The following is a 17,067-nucleotide window of genomic DNA, read 5'->3' as shown; positions in this document are numbered from 1 at the left end:
ATTCTGAGAGCCCGCTGAGAGCTTCCTTAACGCCCCGCCCGCCACTCGTCCGCGAGCACCGCCCAGATCTCGCTGTCGTGACGCACCCCCCGGTAGAGGTAGCTCTCGCGGAGCACCGCCTCCCTCGTCATGCCGAGCCGCCGGGCCACGTTGACGCTGGGGGTGTTCTCGGCCGAGACCAGCCACTCGATCCGGTGCGTGCCGCGTACGTCCACCGCCCAGTCGATCAGGACGGTGACCGCGCGCGTGGCCAGGCCGCGCCCGGTCGCCGCCTCCTCCAGCCAGCAGCCCACCTCGCAGGCGCCCCGGGCCGCGTCGAACAGGCGGAACATGACGCCGCCGACGAGGGTGGCGCCGAGCCAGACGCCGTACAGCCGCCCGGCGTCCTGGGCCGCCTTGTCCGCGTAACTCTGGAGGTAGGCGCGCGCGGACGCCAGGTCGGTGACGGCGTCGGGCAGCGCGATGTGGGTGCCGATGAACGCGCGGCCCCGCTCCATGTGGGCGAGGAATTCCCCGGCCTGCCAGGGCTCAAGCGGACGGAGCTCGGCCCCGTCGTCCCCCAGCCGTACTGCGAACATCCACGCGCCTCCATCCACGTACGCCGACCGCGTACGCCCTCGGGCGCCAGGGTGTTCTGCCAGCTCAGGGGCTGCTCCGGCGCCCGGGAATCCTCGCACGGCGGCGCCCGGCGCCACGTCACCCGCCGGTCGTCCCGGCATCGGTGTCGCGGCCCCGGGCGCCCGGCGACGGCGCGGGACGCGGTGGGTCAGCCCGAGACGCTGGGCCGACCGTTCTCTATGTGGCCCATGAGCCGCCTGCGGAACGCGGCGCCCCGCACCGTCACTTCGAGGTCGTACCAGCCGTGCGCGTCGGCGGCGGAGTGCACCAGGGTGCGGCTGCGGCCGGGCCTGACGGTGACGGTCCGCCGCCAGTCCCGCAGGTCGGCCTCGTCCGCGTAGGCGAGCGGCCGGACCACGAAGGTGACGGGCGCCCGGCCCCGGTTGCGCAGCGTCAGATGGACGTCGCGGTCGTGGTGGTCCAGGTACGTGGTGAGCTCGGCGGCGTCTGTGGGGGCGGCGCCCTCGAACTCCCGCCGGAACCCGTTGGGGCCGGTCACGGTGAACTTGTAGGCGCCGCCCGCGCCACCGGCCAGGGGCACGCTCCACTGCGCGGTGCCCAGGACGTCCTTGTGCTGCGGCGCGGCGAACTCCTTGGCGTACGGGAAGAGCGCGAAATGGGCGCTGGCCCGGCCGTTGTTGCTGAGCTGCACCTGGAGCGCGCCCTGGGTGACGCGCGCGTAGGCGTCCGGCTGGTAGGGCAGCGGCCTGGCCGGCCGGGTGCCCTCCTCCTGTACGGGCATGCGCTGCTGGGCGGGCGGCACCGGGCTCCAGCGTCCGCTCAGCGGCGGGATGGGCCCCGGACGCGTCACTGCGGGCTGCGAGCGGCCGCGCTTGAAGTCGAAGGCGGAGGTCAGATCGCCGGTGACGGTGCGGCGCCACTTGCTGATGTTGGGCTCACGCACCCCCGTCCAGCGCTCGAGGAAACGAATCACCGAGGTGTGGTCGAACACCTCGGAACAGACGTAACCGCCCACGCTCCAGGGCGACACGACGAGCATCGGCACGCGCGCGCCGAGCCCGGTCGGCTTGCCCTGCCACTGCTCGTCGCTCACCTCTGGCGGGGCGACGGGCGGCGGGACGTGGTCGAAGAACCCGTCGTTCTCGTCGTAGTTGATGAGCACGACGGTGTGCCGCCAGACGTCGGGGTGCTTGCCGAGCGCGTCGAGCACCTTGTAGACGATGGTGGCGCTGTGCACGGGCGACGAGACGCTGGGGTGTTCGGAGTCCAGCGCGGACGGCACCAGGTAGGAGACCTCCGGCAGGGTCCCGTCGGCGACATCCTTGCCGAAGGCGTCGGCGAGCGTGCCCGTCGGTACTCGCCTCAACCCCCGCTCGAACAGGCTGCGTTCGGCCTTGGTGAGGGTCGCTACGCCCTGTTCGAGCAGCCCGAGCAGCCGCTGGCGCTCGGCGTCGTCCGGAGCGTTCCGCACGACGCCGTAGAACGACTCCATGAAGGTGTGCCCGCCGGTCTTGGCGAGTGCCTTGCGGGCGATGGCCTTGAAGGTGGTGAAGAACTCGATCTGGTTGTCGGTGAAGTTCTCCCACTCGGTGTACGTCCGCCAGCTGCGCCCGGCCTTCTCAAGCCGCTCGGCGTACGTCCCCCAGTCGTACCCGGGATGCGCGCCCTCGTCGTAGGCGTCATTGCCCACGGCCCGCTGCCCGTTCGGCTCGAAGCCCGTCTTCCCGCTCCACAGATGGTTGCGGTTGGGGCTGGTGGAGCTGTGGATGGAGGAGTGGTAGGCGTCGCAGACGGTGAAGGTGTCGGCGAGCTCGTAGTGCAGCGGGATGTCCTGGCGGTCGTAGTACGCCATCGTCGCCGACGTCTTGGCGGACACCCAGTTGTCCATCCAGCCGCCGTTCCAGGCCTTGGCGCCGCCGCTCCAGGAGTGGTCGAGGGCGCCGATGTACTGGAGGTCCTTGTGCTGGGCGGCGGCCGCGCCGCGCACGGGGAAGGGCAGGACGGTCTTGCCGAGCGGTCCGGGCTGCTCGAACACGGGCCTCCCGGAGGGGAGTTGGAGGGCGTTGCGGTCACCGAAGCCGCGTACGCCGCGCAGGGTGCCGAAGTAGTGGTCGAAGGACCGGTTCTCCTGCATGAGGATCACGACGTGCTTGACGGCGCTCATCCCGCCGGCGGGTGGTCCCGAGGCCATCGCGCTCTGCAACGAGGGCGGCAGCAGCGAGCCGGCGGCGGCGACGCCGAGTGCGCCTCCGCCCAGCGCGAAGAGCTGTCGCCGTGAGATGCCGCCTGCGTTGTCCGTGGCCAAGTGACCCTCCCGAGCCGTGTGTAGGTGGTACGGGGGGAACAGTAGTGACCCGGGGTGTCCACCAGAAGGCCCCACCCGGACCCGCGGATGAACGCCCGTCCCGGGTTCACGGATGATCGCCCACGCCGCGAACGGAAGCCACGCATGGCTGGTCGCGCAGTTCCCCGCGCCCCTGGCAGGGTCCGTGCTGGCCCACACCGGCACCCTCGGCCTGCCATGGGGGTCCCCCCTTGGCCCTTTAGGCCTTGGGGGAGATTGAGGACAAGCGCCCTTCAGCGCGGGCGGGGTCTGGGGCGGAGCCCCAGGGACCTCGGCTGCGGACCGTGCGCGCTTCTCGCGCAGTTCCCCGCGCCCCTGACAGGATCCATGCTGGCCCACATCGGCAACCCCAGCCCGTCATGGGGGTCCCCCCTGGCCCTCAAGGCCTTGGGGGAGATTGAGGACGAGCGCCTTCAGCGCGAACGGGGTCCGGGGCGGAGCCCCAGGGGCCTCGACTGCCGACCGTGCTGGGCCGAGCGCGCAGTTCCCCGCGCCCCTGGCGGGGTCAGTGCTGGCCCGGACCGGCAACTTCAGCCTGTCATGGGGGTCCCCCCCTGGCCCTTAAGGCCTTGGGGGAGATTGAGGACGAGCGCCCTTCAGGCCGAACGGGGTCCGGGGCGGAGCCCCAGGGGGTGGTCCTCGCGCAAGTTCCCCGCGCCCCTGGCGGGGTCCGTGCCGGCCCGCATGGAAGGCAGAAGGGCGGCCGCTCCGGCAAGTCGCCGGGGGCGGCCGCCCCTTGGGGGTGGCGAGGGGGTCAGCCCTCGACGCCCAGGCGTTCCAGGATGAGCTCCTTGACGCGCGCCGCATCCGCCTGCCCACGCGTGGTCTTCATGACCGCACCGACCAGCGCCCCGACGGCCTGCACCTTGCCACCGCGGATCTTGTCCGCGATGGCCGCGTTGGACGCGATCGCCTCGTCGACGGCCGCACCCAGCGCACCCTCGTCGGAGACGACCTTCAGGCCGCGCTTCTCCACGACCGCGTCGGGATCGCCCTCACCCGCGAGGACACCCTCGATGACCTGACGGGCCAGCTTGTCGTTGAGGTCACCCGCGGCGACCAGCGCCACGACCCGCGCGACCTGCGCCGGCGTGACGGGCAGCTCGTCCAGGGCGACACCGCGCTCGTTGGCGTTACGGGCGAGCTCGCCCATCCACCACTTGCGCGCACCCGCCGCGTCCGCCCCCGCCTCGATCGTCGCGACGATCGGATCGACGGCGCCCGCGTTGAGCATCGACTGCATGTCGTGCTCGGACACACCCCACTCCTCGCGGAGCCGGTTGCGCCGCGCCCGCGGCATCTCCGGCAGGCCCGCCCGCAGCTCCTCGACCCACGCGCGCGCGGGAGCCACCGGCACCAGGTCCGGCTCGGGGAAGTAGCGGTAGTCCTCGGCGTTGTCCTTGATGCGGCCGGCGGTGGTGGACCCGTCCTCCTCGTGGAAGTGCCGGGTCTCCTGCACGATCGTGCCGCCCGAGGACAGCACGGCCGCGTGCCGCTGGATCTCGAAGCGGGCCGCCCGCTCCACCGACCGGAGCGAGTTGACGTTCTTCGTCTCCGAACGGGTGCCGAACTTCTCGACGCCGTGCGGGCGCAGCGACAGGTTCACGTCGCAGCGCATCTGGCCCTTGTCCATCCGGGCCTCGGAGACACCGAGCGCCTTGATGAGCTCACGCAGCTCGGCCACGTACGCCTTGGCGACCTCGGGGGCCCGCTCGCCCGCGCCCTCGATCGGCTTGGTGACGATCTCGATGAGCGGGATGCCGGCGCGGTTGTAGTCGAGCAGCGAGTGCGAGGCGCCGTGGATGCGGCCCGTCGCGCCACCGACGTGCAGCGACTTGCCGGTGTCCTCCTCCATGTGGGCGCGCTCGATCTCCACGCGGAAGATTTCGCCGTCCTCCAGCTGGACGTCCAGATAGCCGTTGAAGGCGATCGGCTCGTCGTACTGCGAGGTCTGGAAGTTCTTCGGCATGTCCGGATAGAAGTAGTTCTTCCGGGCGAAGCGGCACCACTCGGCGATCTCGCAGTTCAGCGCGAGACCGATCTTGACGGCCGACTCGACGCCGATCGCGTTGACGACCGGCAGCGAGCCGGGCAGGCCGAGGCAGGTGGGGCAGGTCTGCGCGTTGGGCTCGGCGCCCAGCTCGGTCGAGCAGCCGCAGAACATCTTGGTCTTGGTGCCGAGTTCGACATGGACCTCGAGGCCCATGACGGGGTCGTACGACGCGAGGGCGTCCTCGTACGAGACCAGATCAGTGACGGTCACGGTGAAAAACTTCCCTCTCAGCCCAGCAGAACGTCGTCGTCACCGATGCGCTTGAGCTCGCGCAGCAGGATGGCGACGCCGGTGGCGATGGCGGCGGCGGAGACGACGGCGTCCAGCAGCTTCAGCGTGTCGTTCTCGGTGCGGGCCTTCTTGGCCTGCTTGACGACGCTGATCGCGCCGAAGGCGGTGGTGCCGATGGACAGGTAGGTGCCGGCCTTGGACTTCTTGAAGCCTTTGGCCTTGGTCAGTGCACTCACAGCGACGGAGCCTCCTCGAGCAGCGGGTGTCCCCACTTTTCCACGAAGGCGGCCTCGACGGCGGCGCCCACCTTGTACAGGCGGTCGTCCTTCATGGCGGGGGCGATGATCTGGAGCCCGACCGGCAGGCCGTCCTCGGGCGCGAGGCCGCAGGGCAGCGACATGGCGGCATTGCCCGCCATGTTGGTCGGGATGGTGCACAGGTCCGCGAGGTACATCGCCATCGGGTCGTCGGCGCGCTCGCCGATCGGGAAGGCGGTGGTGGGCGTGGTCGGCGAGACGATCACGTCGACCTGCTCGAAGGCCTTCTCGAAGTCGCGCGTGATGAGCGTGCGGACCTTCTGGGCGGAGCCGTAGTACGCGTCGTAGTAGCCGGAGCTCAGCGCGTACGTACCGAGGATGATGCGGCGCTTGACCTCGTCGCCGAAGCCGGCCTCGCGGGTCAGGGCGGTGACGTCCTCGGCGGACTTCGTGCCGTCGTCGCCGACCCGCAGGCCGTAGCGCATGGCGTCGAAGCGGGCCAGGTTGGAGGAGCACTCGGACGGCGCGATCAGGTAGTACGCGGAGAGCGCCAGGTCGAAGGAGGGGCAGTCCAGCTCGACGATCTCGGCGCCGAGCGACTTCAGGAGCTCGACGGACTCGTTGAAGCGCTGGACGACACCGGCCTGGTAGCCCTCGCCGGAGAACTGCTTGACGACGCCGACGCGCATGCCCGAGACGCTGCCGTTGCGGGCGGCCTCGACGACCGGCGGGACCGGCGCGTCGATGGACGTCGAGTCGAGCGGGTCGTGCCCGGCGATGACCTCGTGCAGCAGCGCCGCGTCCAGGACCGTACGGGCGCAGGGGCCGCCCTGGTCGAGGCTGCTGCTGAACGCCACCATGCCGTAGCGGGAGACCGCGCCGTAGGTCGGCTTGACGCCGACGGTGCCGGTGACGGCGGCGGGCTGGCGGATCGAGCCGCCGGTGTCCGTGCCGATGGCGAGCGGGGCCTCGTAGGAGGCGAGGGCCGCGGAGGAGCCGCCGCCGGAGCCGCCGGGGATGCGGGTCAGGTCCCACGGGTTGCCCGTCGGGCCGTACGCGCTGTTCTCGGTGGAGGACCCCATGGCGAACTCGTCCATGTTGGTCTTGCCGAGGATGACGACGTCGGCGTCCTTGAGGCGCTTGGTGAGCGTCGCGTCGTACGGCGGGATCCAGCCTTCGAGGATCTTGGAGCCGGCGGTGGTCGGGACGCCCTCGGTGGTGAAGATGTCCTTCAGGGCCAGCGGGACGCCGGCCAGCGGGCCCAGCTTCTCGCCGGCCGCGCGCTTGGCGTCGACGGCGCGGGCCTGCGCGAGCGCGCCCTCGCGGTCGACGTGCAGGAAGGCGTGGACCTTCTCGTCGACGGCCTCGATGCGCGCCAGGTGGGCCTCGGTGACCTCGACGGCGGTGAGTTCACCGGCCGCGATCTTCGCGGCGGTGTCGGCCGCGGTGAGCTTGATGATGTCCGTCATGGTGATTAGTCCTCCCCCAGGATCTGCGGCACCTTGAAACGCTGCTGCTCCTGGGCCGGGGCGCCGGAGAGCGCCTGCGCGGGGGTGAGCGACGGACGGACCTCGTCCGCGCGCATGACGTTGGTCAGCGGCAGCGGGTGGGAGGTCGGGGGTACGTCTTGGTCGGCGACCTCGGAGACGCGGGCGACCGCGCCGATGATGTCGTCGAGCTGTCCGGCGAAGTGGTCGAGCTCTTCGCCCTTCAGCTCCAGACGCGCCAGCCGGGCGAGGTGGGCGACCTCCTCGCGCGTAATGCCAGGCATGCAGCGATCCTCAGGGGTGAGTGCGTGTGGTGTGGGCCCAATCCTATGGGGCGGGCCACCCGGACCACGAAACGGATTCCCTCCCGGGCCCCTGAGCATCCGATCCTGGCCCGCGCCTCAGCCCGTCCGGCGTTTGAGGACGAGGGACCTTCAGGCCCGAACGGGGTCTGGGGCAGAGCCCCAGGATTTCCTCTTCACCCCCGGAGGGTCTAGGGAAGGGCCGGGGACGGGCCCCGGGGTCTGGGGCGGAGCCCCAGCGGCCCGGCTCGCACGTGCGGACCGTGCGTGGCTGAGCGCGCAGTTCCCCGCGCCCCTGGCAGGGCTGGGGCCGGCCCGCGCATCACCGCACACCCCCGCACTCCCTGGCAGGCTCGGCGCCGGCCGGCATCGGTATCAGCGGCGGGGTCACTGGACGGGCTGGCCCGACGCCCGGCCCGCTTCCGCCTCGGCCTGCGCGGCCGCCGTGTCGGCCGGCCGGCGCCATCCCGTGTCCCCCCGCGCCAGCAGCCACGCCGTCGCCTCGGCCGGCGGCATCGCGGCGGCGACCAGCCACCCCTGCACCGCGTCGCAGCCGAGCCCCCGCAGCCGCTCCCACGTCTCGTCGTCCTCGACCCCCTCGGCGACGACGAGCAGCCCGAGCGAATGGGCGAGGTCGACGGTGCAGCGCACGATCTCCGCGTCCTCGTGGTCGACGGCGAGCCGGGCCACGAAGGACCGGTCGATCTTCAGCTCGCTGACCGGCAGCCGCCGCAGGTGGACCAGGGAGGAGTAGCCCGTGCCGAAGTCGTCCAGGGACATCTTCACGCCGTGGCTGGTCAGCCCGGCGAGGGTGTCGGCGGCCCGCTGCGGGTCCTCGAGCAGGACGTGTTCGGTGATCTCCAGTTGCAGCGCCCCGGCCGGTACCCCGTGCCGGGCCAGCCGCGCGGCGACGGCCCCCGCGAACCCGGGAGTGTGGACGTCGCGCGGGGAGACATTGACGGCGACCGGCACGAACAGGCCCTGGGCGCGCCAGCGCGCGACCTGCGCGAGCGCGGTGTCCAGGACGTACTCCGTCAGGTGCGGCATGAGCCCGCTCGACTCGGCGATGGCGATGAACTCGTCCGGAGCGACGCTCCCGCGCTCGGGATGCACCCAGCGCACCAGCGCCTCAAGTCCCGCCACCTGCCCGTCGAACCGCACCTTGGGCTGGTAGTGCAGCTCCACGTCCCCGGCGTCGAGCGCGCGCCGCAGATCCCCCAACAGGCCGAGCCGGTCCGGGGTGTTGGAGTCCCGCTTGGACTCGTAGACCTCCACGCCCGTACGGTCGCGCTTGGCCTGGTACATCGCGATGTCGGCCCGGCGCAGCAGTCCTTCCGCGTCGAGGGCGTGGTCGGGGTAGAGGGCGACGCCGGCGCTGGCCTCAAGGACGAGGGTCAGTCCGTCGAGGTCGAGCGGCGAGGACAGCTCGGCCACCAGGGCCCGGGCGGTGCGCATGGCCCCGGTGGCGGACTCGCACACGGGCAGCAGCACGGCGAACTCGTCGCCGCCCAGCCTCGCGGCCTCCGCGCCACGCGGCAGAGCGGTCTTGAGCCGTTCGGCTATCTGGAGGAGGAGGCGGTCCCCGGCGAGGTGGCCCAGGGTGTCGTTGACCGAACGAAAACGGTCGAGGTCGATCAGGACGAGGGCCGAACGGGTGGCACTGTTCTCGGCCTGCTCAAGCGCCGCCCAGGTGCGCTCCAGGAGCCACTGCCGGTTGGGCAGCCCGGTCAGCGGGTCGCGCAGCTGTTCCTCGGCGCGGGCGCGGGCGATCCAGAGCGTGGAGTCCAGGGCGACGAGCGGCACCGCGAACAGGGGCAGCAGGATGGGTACGGCCATGGCGACGACGCAGATCAGCGGGGCGATGCCGAGCAGGGCGATCGCGACGAGACCCTGGCGGAGCAGAGCGGTGCGGGCCACCGTCGGCAGACCGCCGCGGGGGGCGAGCGCGTACCAGAGCAGGGTCCTGGTGCACAGCAGATAGGCCCCGGCGGCCAGGACGATTTCGGGGACCGTGGTGACGCTCCACCGGGTGGGCCACCACGGCTCGGCGACGGAGGGGACGACGCCGAACACGGCGAGCACCAGGCCCGCCGCTCCCGCTCCCAGCACGTCCACGGCGCCGTGCAGCACGCCTTGGCGCCAGCGGTCGCGGCGCGCGGCGCCGACCAGGACCACCACGGCCAGGCTGACCAGCGCGGCCGGCAGCCAGCCGTACAGGAGCAGGACGGCGATGGTGAGGGCGGCTCCGGAGCCGGTGCCGCCCCACCAGCGCTCACGGCCGAGCGCGACGAGATGGCCGACGATGACGCCGCTGAGGACGGCGAGCGACCAGCCCGTCGTCGCGCCGGGGAACAGCGCGTCGCCCCGTTGGAGCGCGCGGGAGAAGCCGGTGGCGAGGGCCACGCCCGCGAGGCCGGTGACGACGGCCGTCAGCCTGGACGAAAAGCCCGTGAACCCGCGCAGCCTCACGGCCGGGGCGGTGCTCTCGGTCGGTTTCATGCCCGTCCCTCTCACAGCCGGCGGTGCCCGTGCGCGCGATGGCCCCCCTGCCATGCCACCACGACTGGTGTCGCACCCCAAGCGCTCCCCGGGCAGGGGCAGTCGGCCGTGCTCGACGGGCGCGCCTCTCAACAGTAGGCCGCTGAAGGCTCCGTGGGGCAGCGGTCTACAGCTCTTGCCCGAATGCGCCCCGGCCTCCCGCATCGGTCTGCTATGCGCCGAACGGGTGACTTGGCGCGGCCTCCGGGCTCTCGGTTACTACCCTGCTTTCTTGACTATTCCCCCTCCGGGGCGTTCGGCATCGCGACTTCCCGTGCGGCTTCCGGCCCTTGTTCCAGCAGAATGGCGAATCCGTCCTCGTCGAGAACCGGGACCTTCACCTGCATTGCCTTGTCGTATTTCGAACCCGGGTTGTCGCCCACGACAACAAACGATGTCTTCTTGGAAACGGACCCGGTGACTTTCGCGCCCCGGCTCTGGAGGGCTTCTTTCGCGCCATCCCTGGTGTGCCGCTCGAGCGTTCCGGTCACGACCACGGTGAGACCCGCCAGGGGACGCGGCCCCTCGTCCTCGCCGGTCCTCTCGTCCTCCATGCGGACACCGGCGGCCTTCCACTTGCGCAGGATCTCCTGGTGCCACTCCTCGGTGAACCACTGCTTGAGGGAGGCGGCGATGATCCCCCCGACGCCTTCGACCGCGGCCAGTTCCTCCTCGGTCGCCTGCTGGATGCGGTCGATGGAGCGGAATTCACGGGCCAGTGCTTCGGCGGCGACCGGGCCGACGTGACGAATGGAGAGCCCGGTCAGGACGCGGGCCAGCGGGCGCTGCTTGGCGGCCGCGATGTTCTCCAGCATCGAGACGGCGTTCTTGCGCGGCTCCCCGTTCATATTGGCGAAGACGAGCGCGGTCTTCTCCTCGCCGGTCTTGGGATCGCGCTTGGGCAGCCCGCTGTCCTGGTCCAGGACGTACGCCCTGATGGGGAGCAGCTGTTCCATGGTCAGGTCGAAGAGGTCGCCCTCGTCGCGCAGGGGCGGGGCTGCCGGTTCGAGGGGTTTGGTGAGGGCGGCGGCCGCGACGTATCCGAAGTTCTCGATGTCCAGGCTCTTGCGGCCGGCGAGGTAGAACAGCCGCTCCCTCAACTGGGCCGGGCAGGACTGCGCGTTGGGGCAGCGCAGGTCGATGTCGCCCTCCTTCATCGGACGCAGCGCGGTGCCGCACTCCGGGCACTGGGCGGGCATCTCGAAGGGGTACTCGCTGCCGTCCCTGAGGTCCGCCACGGGGCCCAGGATTTCCGGGATGACGTCGCCGGCCTTGCGCAGCACCACGGTGTCGCCGATGAGGACGCCCTTGGCCTTGACCACGTCCTGGTTGTGCAGGGTGGCGAACTCGACCTCGGAGCCGGCCACGGTGACCGGCTCGACCTGGGCGTAGGGCGTGACGCGGCCGGTGCGGCCCACGCCCACGCGGATGTTGATGAGTTTGGTGTTGACCTCTTCGGGCGCGTACTTCCAGGCGATGGCCCAGCGTGGGGCGCGCGCGGTGGAGCCGAGGCGGCCCTGGAGGGGGATCTCGTCGAGCTTGACGACGACGCCGTCGATCTCGTGCTCCACCACCGAGTGCCGGTTCTCGCCCATGTAGGCGATGAACTCCCGGACCTCTTCCAGGGAGTTGACCACCTTGTTGTGCTGGGCGGTGGGCAGGCCCCACTCGCGCAGCAGGCCGTAGGCCTGGGAGAGGCGGTCGATGTCGAAGCCCTCGCGTGCGCCGATGCCGTGCACCACCATGTGCAGCGGCCGGGTCGCGGTGATCTTGGGGTCCTTCTGGCGCAGGGAACCGGCCGCCGCGTTGCGGGGGTTGGCGAACGGCTTGTCGCCCGCTTCGACCAGACGCGCGTTGAGACCTTCGAAGGCCTCCATCGGGAAGTACACCTCGCCCCGGATCTCGACGAGGGCGGGCACGCGGTCGCCCTCCAGCCGGGCCGGGATGTCGGCGATGGTGCGCACGTTGGGCGTGATGTCCTCGCCGGTGCGGCCGTCGCCCCGGGTGGCGGCGCGGGTGAGTCTGCCGTGCTCGTACGTCAGGTTCACGGCGAGGCCGTCGACCTTCAGCTCGCACAGGTAGTGGAACGAGGGCGTGCCCACGTCCTTGGCGACGCGCTCGGACCAGGCCGCCAGCTCCTCGTCGTCGAAGGCGTTGTCCAGGGACAGCATCCGCTCGCGGTGCTCGACCGAGGCGAAGTCCGTCTCGTACGCCCCGGCCACCTTCTGTGTCGGTGAGTCGGGCGTGCGCAGCTCGGGGTACTCCTCCTCCAGGGCTTCCAGGGAGCGGAGCAGCCGGTCGAAGTCGCCGTCGCTGATGACCGGCTGGTCGCGGACGTAATACCGGAAGCGGTGCTCCTCGATCTGCTCGGAGAGGAGCGCGTGCTGCTCCCGTGCCTCCGCCGGCACCGTCGCGTTCTGTTCGCCAGCCACCGTCATGTCCTCCCGTTTCCCGTTGTCCCCGTCACTCAGGGTTGTCCGCGAGCGATCTCGCCGCCCGGACGCAGTGGGCGAGCGCGGCCCGTGCGTAGGCGGGGGACGCGCCCGCCATGCCGCATGCGGGAGTGATCACCACGGACTCGCCCAGAGTCCCCGGATTCAGCCCCAGCCTGCGCCACAGCGTCCTGACACCCATGACGCTACCGGCAGGGTCTGACAATGGGCCGTCGGTGCCCGCCACCACTCCGGCGAACAGCTTGATGCCGCTCTCGGCCGCTTCACCGATCTGTTCGTCGTCACGCTCGGTGAGCAGGCCGAAATCGAACGACACTCCCGCCGCGCCGGCCCTCCGCAGCAGCGCGAACGGGACGTCGGGGGCGCAGGAGTGGACGACGACGGGGCCGTCGTGGACGGCCACGACATCGCGCAGGGCGGACTCCACGACCTGGCGGTCGACGGCCCGGTGGGTGCGGTATCCGCTGGCGGTACGGATGTGGCCGCGCAGCACCGACGTGAGGGAGGGCTCGTCGAGTTGCAGCACAAGGTGTGCGCCGGGCACGCGGCGGCGTACGTCGGCGAGGTGGTCGCGCAGCCCTTCGGCGAGCGATCCGGCCAGGTCGCGGCAGGCACCGGCATCGCCGAGCGAGAGCTCGCCGCTTCTCAGTTCCAGGGCGGCGGCCAGCGTCCAGGGCCCGACGGCCTGCACCTTCAGCGGGCCGGTGTAGCCCTGGGTGAACTCCTCGAGGGCGTCCAGGTCCTCGCCGAGCCAGGACCTGGCCCGCCGGGTGTCCCGGCCGGGCCGGTCGCCGACCCGCCAGCCGCTGGGCTCGACGTGTCCGTACATCTCGACGAGGAGACCGATGGTCCGCCCGATCATGTCGGCGCCGGGGCCGCGTGCGGGCAGCTCCGCGAGGTGCGGGAAGTCGCCGCGCGCGCCTTCGGCGCCGATCAGCGAGCCGGTGACGGTCTTGGCGGTCTCCCGCGCGTCGCCGCCCGGCATCGAACCGATCCCGGTGGCGGGCCCCCAGGGGAAATTGCTCTGTTCGCTCACCCCGGAAGCCTACGCAACCGGGCGCGCGGCCCGGCCCCGGCTACTTGCCGGGGCGCACGGTGAGGTCGTTGACCTCTGCGTCGGCCGGCAGGTCGATGGCCATGACGATGGTGGTGGCCACCGACTCGGGGTCGATGTACCTGGCCGGGTCGTACTCCTTGCCCTCCTGCGAGTGCACCTTGGCCTGCATGGGGCTCGCGGTGCGGCCGGGGTAGACCGAGGTCACGCGGACACCGCTCGCGTGCTCCTCGTGGCGCAGCGCGTCGGCCAGCGCCTTGAGGCCGTGCTTGGAGGCCGCGTACGCGCCCCATTCGGCGTGCGCGCTGAGCCCGGCGCCGGAGTTCACGAAGACCACGTGGCCGCGTGAGGCGCGCAGTTGGGGCAGCAGGTGGCGGGTGATCTCGGCGGGGGCGATCAGGTTGACGTTGAGCTGCTGGTGCCAGGTCTTGGGCCGCAGATCGCCGATGGGGCCGAGGTCGACGACGCCCGCGATGTGCAGCAGCGAGTCGAGGTGGTCCGGCATGGGCTGCTTGTCGAAGGCCCAGGAGAGGCGGTCGGGGTCGGCGAGGTCGCCGACGAGGGTGCGGGCGCCCGGGTGGCGGGCGGCGAGCTCCTTGGCGCGGCCGGCGTCGCGGGCGAGCAGGATGAGCTCGTCGCCGCGCTCGTGCAGTCGGCGCGCGACAGCGGCGCCGATGCCGGAACCGGCGCCGGTGATCAGGTGAGTAGCCATACCCGCCATGCTCGCACTCCTCCTCGCCCTACTGGATGCCGCGGGACTCCTCCAGGTAGGCGAGCGCGGCGACGGCGTCCTCGGCGAAGAAGACGAGCTCGGTGAGGGGCACGGGCAGAAAGCCCTCCTGCTCCATGCGGCGGAACTGCTCCTTGAGGCCGTCGTAGAAGCCCGCGGTGTTCAGCAGGACGATCGGCTTGGTGGTCTTGCCGTGCTTCTTCAGCTCCAGGATCTCGGTGGCCTCGTCCAGGGTGCCGGTCCCGCCCACCATGATCACCACGGCGTCCGACTTGGCGAGGAGCAGCGCCTTTCGCTCGGCGAGGTCCTTGGTGATGACCATCTCGTCGGCGTTCTGGCGGGCCTTGGCCGCGAGGAAGTCGACGGACACCCCCACGAGCCGGCCGCCCGCCTCCTGCACACCGTCGGCGACGACCTTCATGAGGCCGCTCTCGGAGCCGCCCCACACCAGGGTGTGCCCGCCCTTGCCGAGGAGTTCGGCGAATTCGCGCGCCGGGCGGGTGTAGCGCTCGTCGAGGTCGGCCGCGGACAGGAAGACGCAGATATTCATGCGCCCACCCTACGAGGCGGGTGTCCGCGCGGACCAAGGGCGGCGGGGAAGAAGCGGGGCACCCAGGGCGCTGCACTGGGTATGACGACAGGACATCGCATCACCATCGAGCAGGGCAGCGAGCATGTGCGGGTCGTTCACGACGGGCAGGTGCTGGCCGAGAGCCGGCGCCCGCTGCTCCTGCGCGAGACCGGGCTCCCCGTGCGCTACTACCTTCCGCCCGAGGACGTACGGACCGACCTCTTGACCGCGTCGGACACCCACACCTATTGCCCGTTCAAGGGAACGGCCTCCTATTGGTCGCTGCCCGAGGCACCCGACCTGGTCTGGTACTACCCCGAACCCAAGGCGGAGGTGGCCGAGATCAAGGACCATCTCTGTTTCTACGAGGTCGAGAAGGTCACCGAGTAGGAGCGCGGTTCAGGCGGGCGCGCCGACCTGGAAGGTGCGCCGGTAGGCGACCGGTGAGACGCCGAGCACGGAACGCATGTGCTGGCGCAGCGAGTTGGCGGTGCCGAAGCCGGCCCTGTGGGCCACCAGGTCCACCGGCAGGTCACTCGACTCCAGGAGCTGGCGGGCCAGTTCGAGCCGCTGGGCGGTGAGCCAGGTGCCCGGTGTCATGCCCGCCTCCTCGCGGAAGCGGCGCGTGAAGGTGCGCAGACTCATGCGGGCGTGGGCGGCCATCTCACCCAGCGAGAGCGGTTCCTGGAGGCGCTCCAGGGCCCACGCGCGGGTGGCGGCGGTGCTGGCGAGGGTGGGCTCGGGAACGGGGCGCTCGATGTACTGGGCCTGGCCGCCGTCGCGCCAGGGCGGGACCACGCAGTGCCGGGCGGCGCGGTTGGCGACCGCGCTGCCGTGGTCGCGGCGCACCAGGTGCAGGCACAGGTCGATGCCGGCGGCCGCGCCCGCCGAGGTCAGGACGTCGCCGTCGTCGACGAACAGGACGCCCGGGTCCACGTCGACGCCAGGAAAGATGCGCGCGAAGGCGGCGGCGTCGCACCAGTGCGTGGTGGCGGGCCGCCCGTCGAGTAGCCCGGCGGCGCCCAGCACGTAGGACGCGGTGCAGATGGACACCATGCGGGTGCCGGGCCGGATCCGCTCGAAGGCGCGGACCAGCGGCTCGGGCAGCGGGCCGCCCTTCGCCATGGCGCCGAGATTGTGGGTGGGCGGGATGACCACGGTGTCGGCGGCGGCGAGCGCTTCGGGCCCGTGGTCGACCGCGACCGAGAACCCGGCCTCGGTGCGCACCGGTCGCCCGTCCGCGGTGCAGACGGTCACCTCGTACAGGGGCGTGCCGTCCGGCCCCTTGGCGCTGTTGAAGATCCGGGGCGCGATGCCCAGCTCGAAGGAGACCACTCCGTCGAGGGCGAGCACCGCCACCTGGTGCGTGTCCGGTCGTAGGGGCATGGCCAGATTCTGTCACATCATGGCCAAACGGCCAGCACCATACGAGGCCGTCAGACCGCAGGCTGGTCTCCGTTGGTGGCTCCCACCAGCCGAAACCCCTCGACAGCCGTTGAAAAGGATCACCCATGTCCCAGACCATGCGCGCCATCAGCTACGCCCGGCACGGCGGCCCCGAGGTGCTGGCCGAGATCGAGACCGAGCGCCCCGAGCCGGGCACGGGCGAGGTCCTGGTGCGCGTCCACGCGGCGGGGGTCAACCCGGCCGACTGGAAGATCCGCACGCACGGCGGGTTCACGCCGATGGGCGACCCCGCGATCCTCGGCCACGACGTGTCCGGCACCGTCGAGGCGGTGGGCGTCGGCGTCACGCTGTACCAGCCGGGCGCCGCGGTCTTCGGCATGCCGCTCTTCCCGCGCCAGGCCGGCGCCTACGCCGAGTACGTCGTCGCACCCGCCCGGCACTTCGTCCCCAAGCCGGACGGCATCGACCACATCCAGGCGGCCGCCCTGCCGCTGGCCGCGCTGACCGCGTGGCAGTCGCTCGTCGACACGGCCCGCCTCGCCCCGGGGCAGCGGGTGCTGGTCCACGCGGCGGCCGGCGGGGTCGGACACCTCGCCGTACAGATCGCCAAGGCGCTTGGCGCGTACGTCATCGGCACGGCGAGCGCGGCCAAGCACGCCTTTGTCCGGGGGCTCGGCGCGGACGAGGTGATCGACTACACCGCCGTCGACTTCACCGAGGCCGTAGGAGACGTCGACGTCGTCTTCGACGCCGTGGGCGGCGACTACAGCGCGCGCTCCCTCAAGGTGCTGCGCCCCGGCGGCACCCTGGTCTCGATCAACACGCCGGACGAGCCCGAGCTGCTTGCGGAGGCGGCGCGGCGGGGTCTGCGGGCCGGCTTCACCATCGTGGAGCCGGACCAGGCGGGCATGCGCGCGATCGCCACGCTCGTGACGGAGGGCAAGCTCCGCGTGGAGATCGACTCGGTGTTCGACCTGGCCGACGCCGCGAAGGCGCACGAGTACGGCGAGCGCGGACGCACCCAGGGGAAGATCGTCCTTCGCGTCGCCCAGTAGCGCCTT

At 71.6% G+C, this 17,067-nt stretch carries 14 protein-coding genes; 2 read left to right on the top strand and 12 right to left on the bottom strand.

All coding sequences use genetic code 11. The features are described from left to right. Positions 1–26: 26 nt before the first annotated feature. From ABR738_RS28570 to ABR738_RS28520, 11 genes are all read right to left on the bottom strand, one after another. Entirely contained in the window at positions 27–578 is a 552-nt protein-coding gene (locus tag ABR738_RS28570; RefSeq protein WP_350232819.1) for a GNAT family N-acetyltransferase, read from the bottom strand. A 188-nt stretch (positions 579–766) separates the two neighbouring features. Further along, complete coding sequence (locus ABR738_RS28565; protein WP_350234784.1) at positions 767–2,860, bottom strand: phosphocholine-specific phospholipase C; 2,094 nt, start codon at positions 2,858–2,860, stop codon at positions 767–769. Positions 2,861–3,677: 817 nt separating this feature from the next. Then, a complete protein-coding gene (gene gatB / locus ABR738_RS28560) occupies positions 3,678–5,186 on the bottom strand; it encodes an Asp-tRNA(Asn)/Glu-tRNA(Gln) amidotransferase subunit GatB (RefSeq protein WP_350232818.1) in 1,509 nt (502 codons plus the stop codon). Positions 5,187–5,203: 17 nt separating this feature from the next. Then, positions 5,204–5,443, bottom strand: coding sequence for a hypothetical protein (locus ABR738_RS28555; RefSeq protein WP_350232817.1), 240 nt, complete (start codon positions 5,441–5,443; stop codon positions 5,204–5,206). Further along, positions 5,440–6,933 carry an Asp-tRNA(Asn)/Glu-tRNA(Gln) amidotransferase subunit GatA gene (gene gatA / locus ABR738_RS28550; RefSeq protein ID WP_350232816.1) on the bottom strand — a complete coding sequence of 498 codons (1,494 nt, stop codon included), beginning with the start codon at positions 6,931–6,933 and terminating at the stop codon, positions 5,440–5,442. Before gatA ends, ABR738_RS28555 begins: the two co-directional genes overlap by 4 nt. Positions 6,934–6,938: 5 nt before the next feature. Further along, a complete protein-coding gene (gene gatC / locus ABR738_RS28545) occupies positions 6,939–7,235 on the bottom strand; it encodes an Asp-tRNA(Asn)/Glu-tRNA(Gln) amidotransferase subunit GatC (RefSeq protein WP_003966094.1) in 297 nt (98 codons plus the stop codon). A 405-nt stretch (positions 7,236–7,640) separates the two neighbouring features. Then, complete coding sequence (locus tag ABR738_RS28540) at positions 7,641–9,752, bottom strand: putative bifunctional diguanylate cyclase/phosphodiesterase (RefSeq protein ID WP_502964162.1); 2,112 nt, start codon at positions 9,750–9,752, stop codon at positions 7,641–7,643. 275 nt (positions 9,753–10,027) lie between these two features. Further along, the gene (gene ligA / locus ABR738_RS28535) at positions 10,028–12,223 is read right to left on the bottom strand and encodes an NAD-dependent DNA ligase LigA (RefSeq protein WP_350232814.1); all 2,196 of its coding nucleotides are present in this window, start codon (positions 12,221–12,223) and stop codon (positions 10,028–10,030) included. Positions 12,224–12,254: 31 nt separating this feature from the next. Next, positions 12,255–13,280, bottom strand: a complete 1,026-nt coding sequence (locus tag ABR738_RS28530) for a methionine synthase (protein ID WP_350232813.1) — start codon at positions 13,278–13,280, stop codon at positions 12,255–12,257. A gap of 40 nt (positions 13,281–13,320) precedes the next feature. After that, positions 13,321–14,010 (bottom strand): SDR family oxidoreductase, encoded by a 690-nt coding sequence (locus ABR738_RS28525; protein WP_350232812.1) that lies wholly within the window; start codon positions 14,008–14,010, stop codon positions 13,321–13,323. Positions 14,011–14,038: 28 nt separating this feature from the next. Continuing rightward, positions 14,039–14,578, bottom strand: coding sequence for an LOG family protein (locus ABR738_RS28520; protein ID WP_350232811.1), 540 nt, complete (start codon positions 14,576–14,578; stop codon positions 14,039–14,041). Between the two features lie 81 nt (positions 14,579–14,659). On the opposite strand from ABR738_RS28520, the gene ABR738_RS28515 reads away from it, so the two are divergent. Then, on the top strand, positions 14,660–14,989 hold the full coding sequence (locus ABR738_RS28515) for a DUF427 domain-containing protein (RefSeq protein WP_350232810.1): 330 nt from the start codon (positions 14,660–14,662) through the stop codon (positions 14,987–14,989). Positions 14,990–14,998: 9 nt separating this feature from the next. Here ABR738_RS28515 and ABR738_RS28510 read toward each other — a convergent pair whose 3' ends face one another. After that, on the bottom strand, positions 14,999–15,985 hold the full coding sequence (locus ABR738_RS28510) for a GlxA family transcriptional regulator (RefSeq protein ID WP_350232809.1): 987 nt from the start codon (positions 15,983–15,985) through the stop codon (positions 14,999–15,001). A gap of 125 nt (positions 15,986–16,110) precedes the next feature. On the opposite strand from ABR738_RS28510, the gene ABR738_RS28505 reads away from it, so the two are divergent. Further along, positions 16,111–17,061 carry an NADP-dependent oxidoreductase gene (locus ABR738_RS28505; protein ID WP_350232808.1) on the top strand — a complete coding sequence of 317 codons (951 nt, stop codon included), beginning with the start codon at positions 16,111–16,113 and terminating at the stop codon, positions 17,059–17,061. Positions 17,062–17,067: the final 6 nt, after the last annotated feature.

The organism is Streptomyces sp. Edi4 (genome assembly GCF_040253615.1).
Classification (GTDB): Bacteria; Actinomycetota; Actinomycetes; order Streptomycetales; family Streptomycetaceae; genus Streptomyces.
Note: the sequence above shows the minus strand (reverse complement) of the source record. Positions and strands in the feature narration are given on the sequence as shown.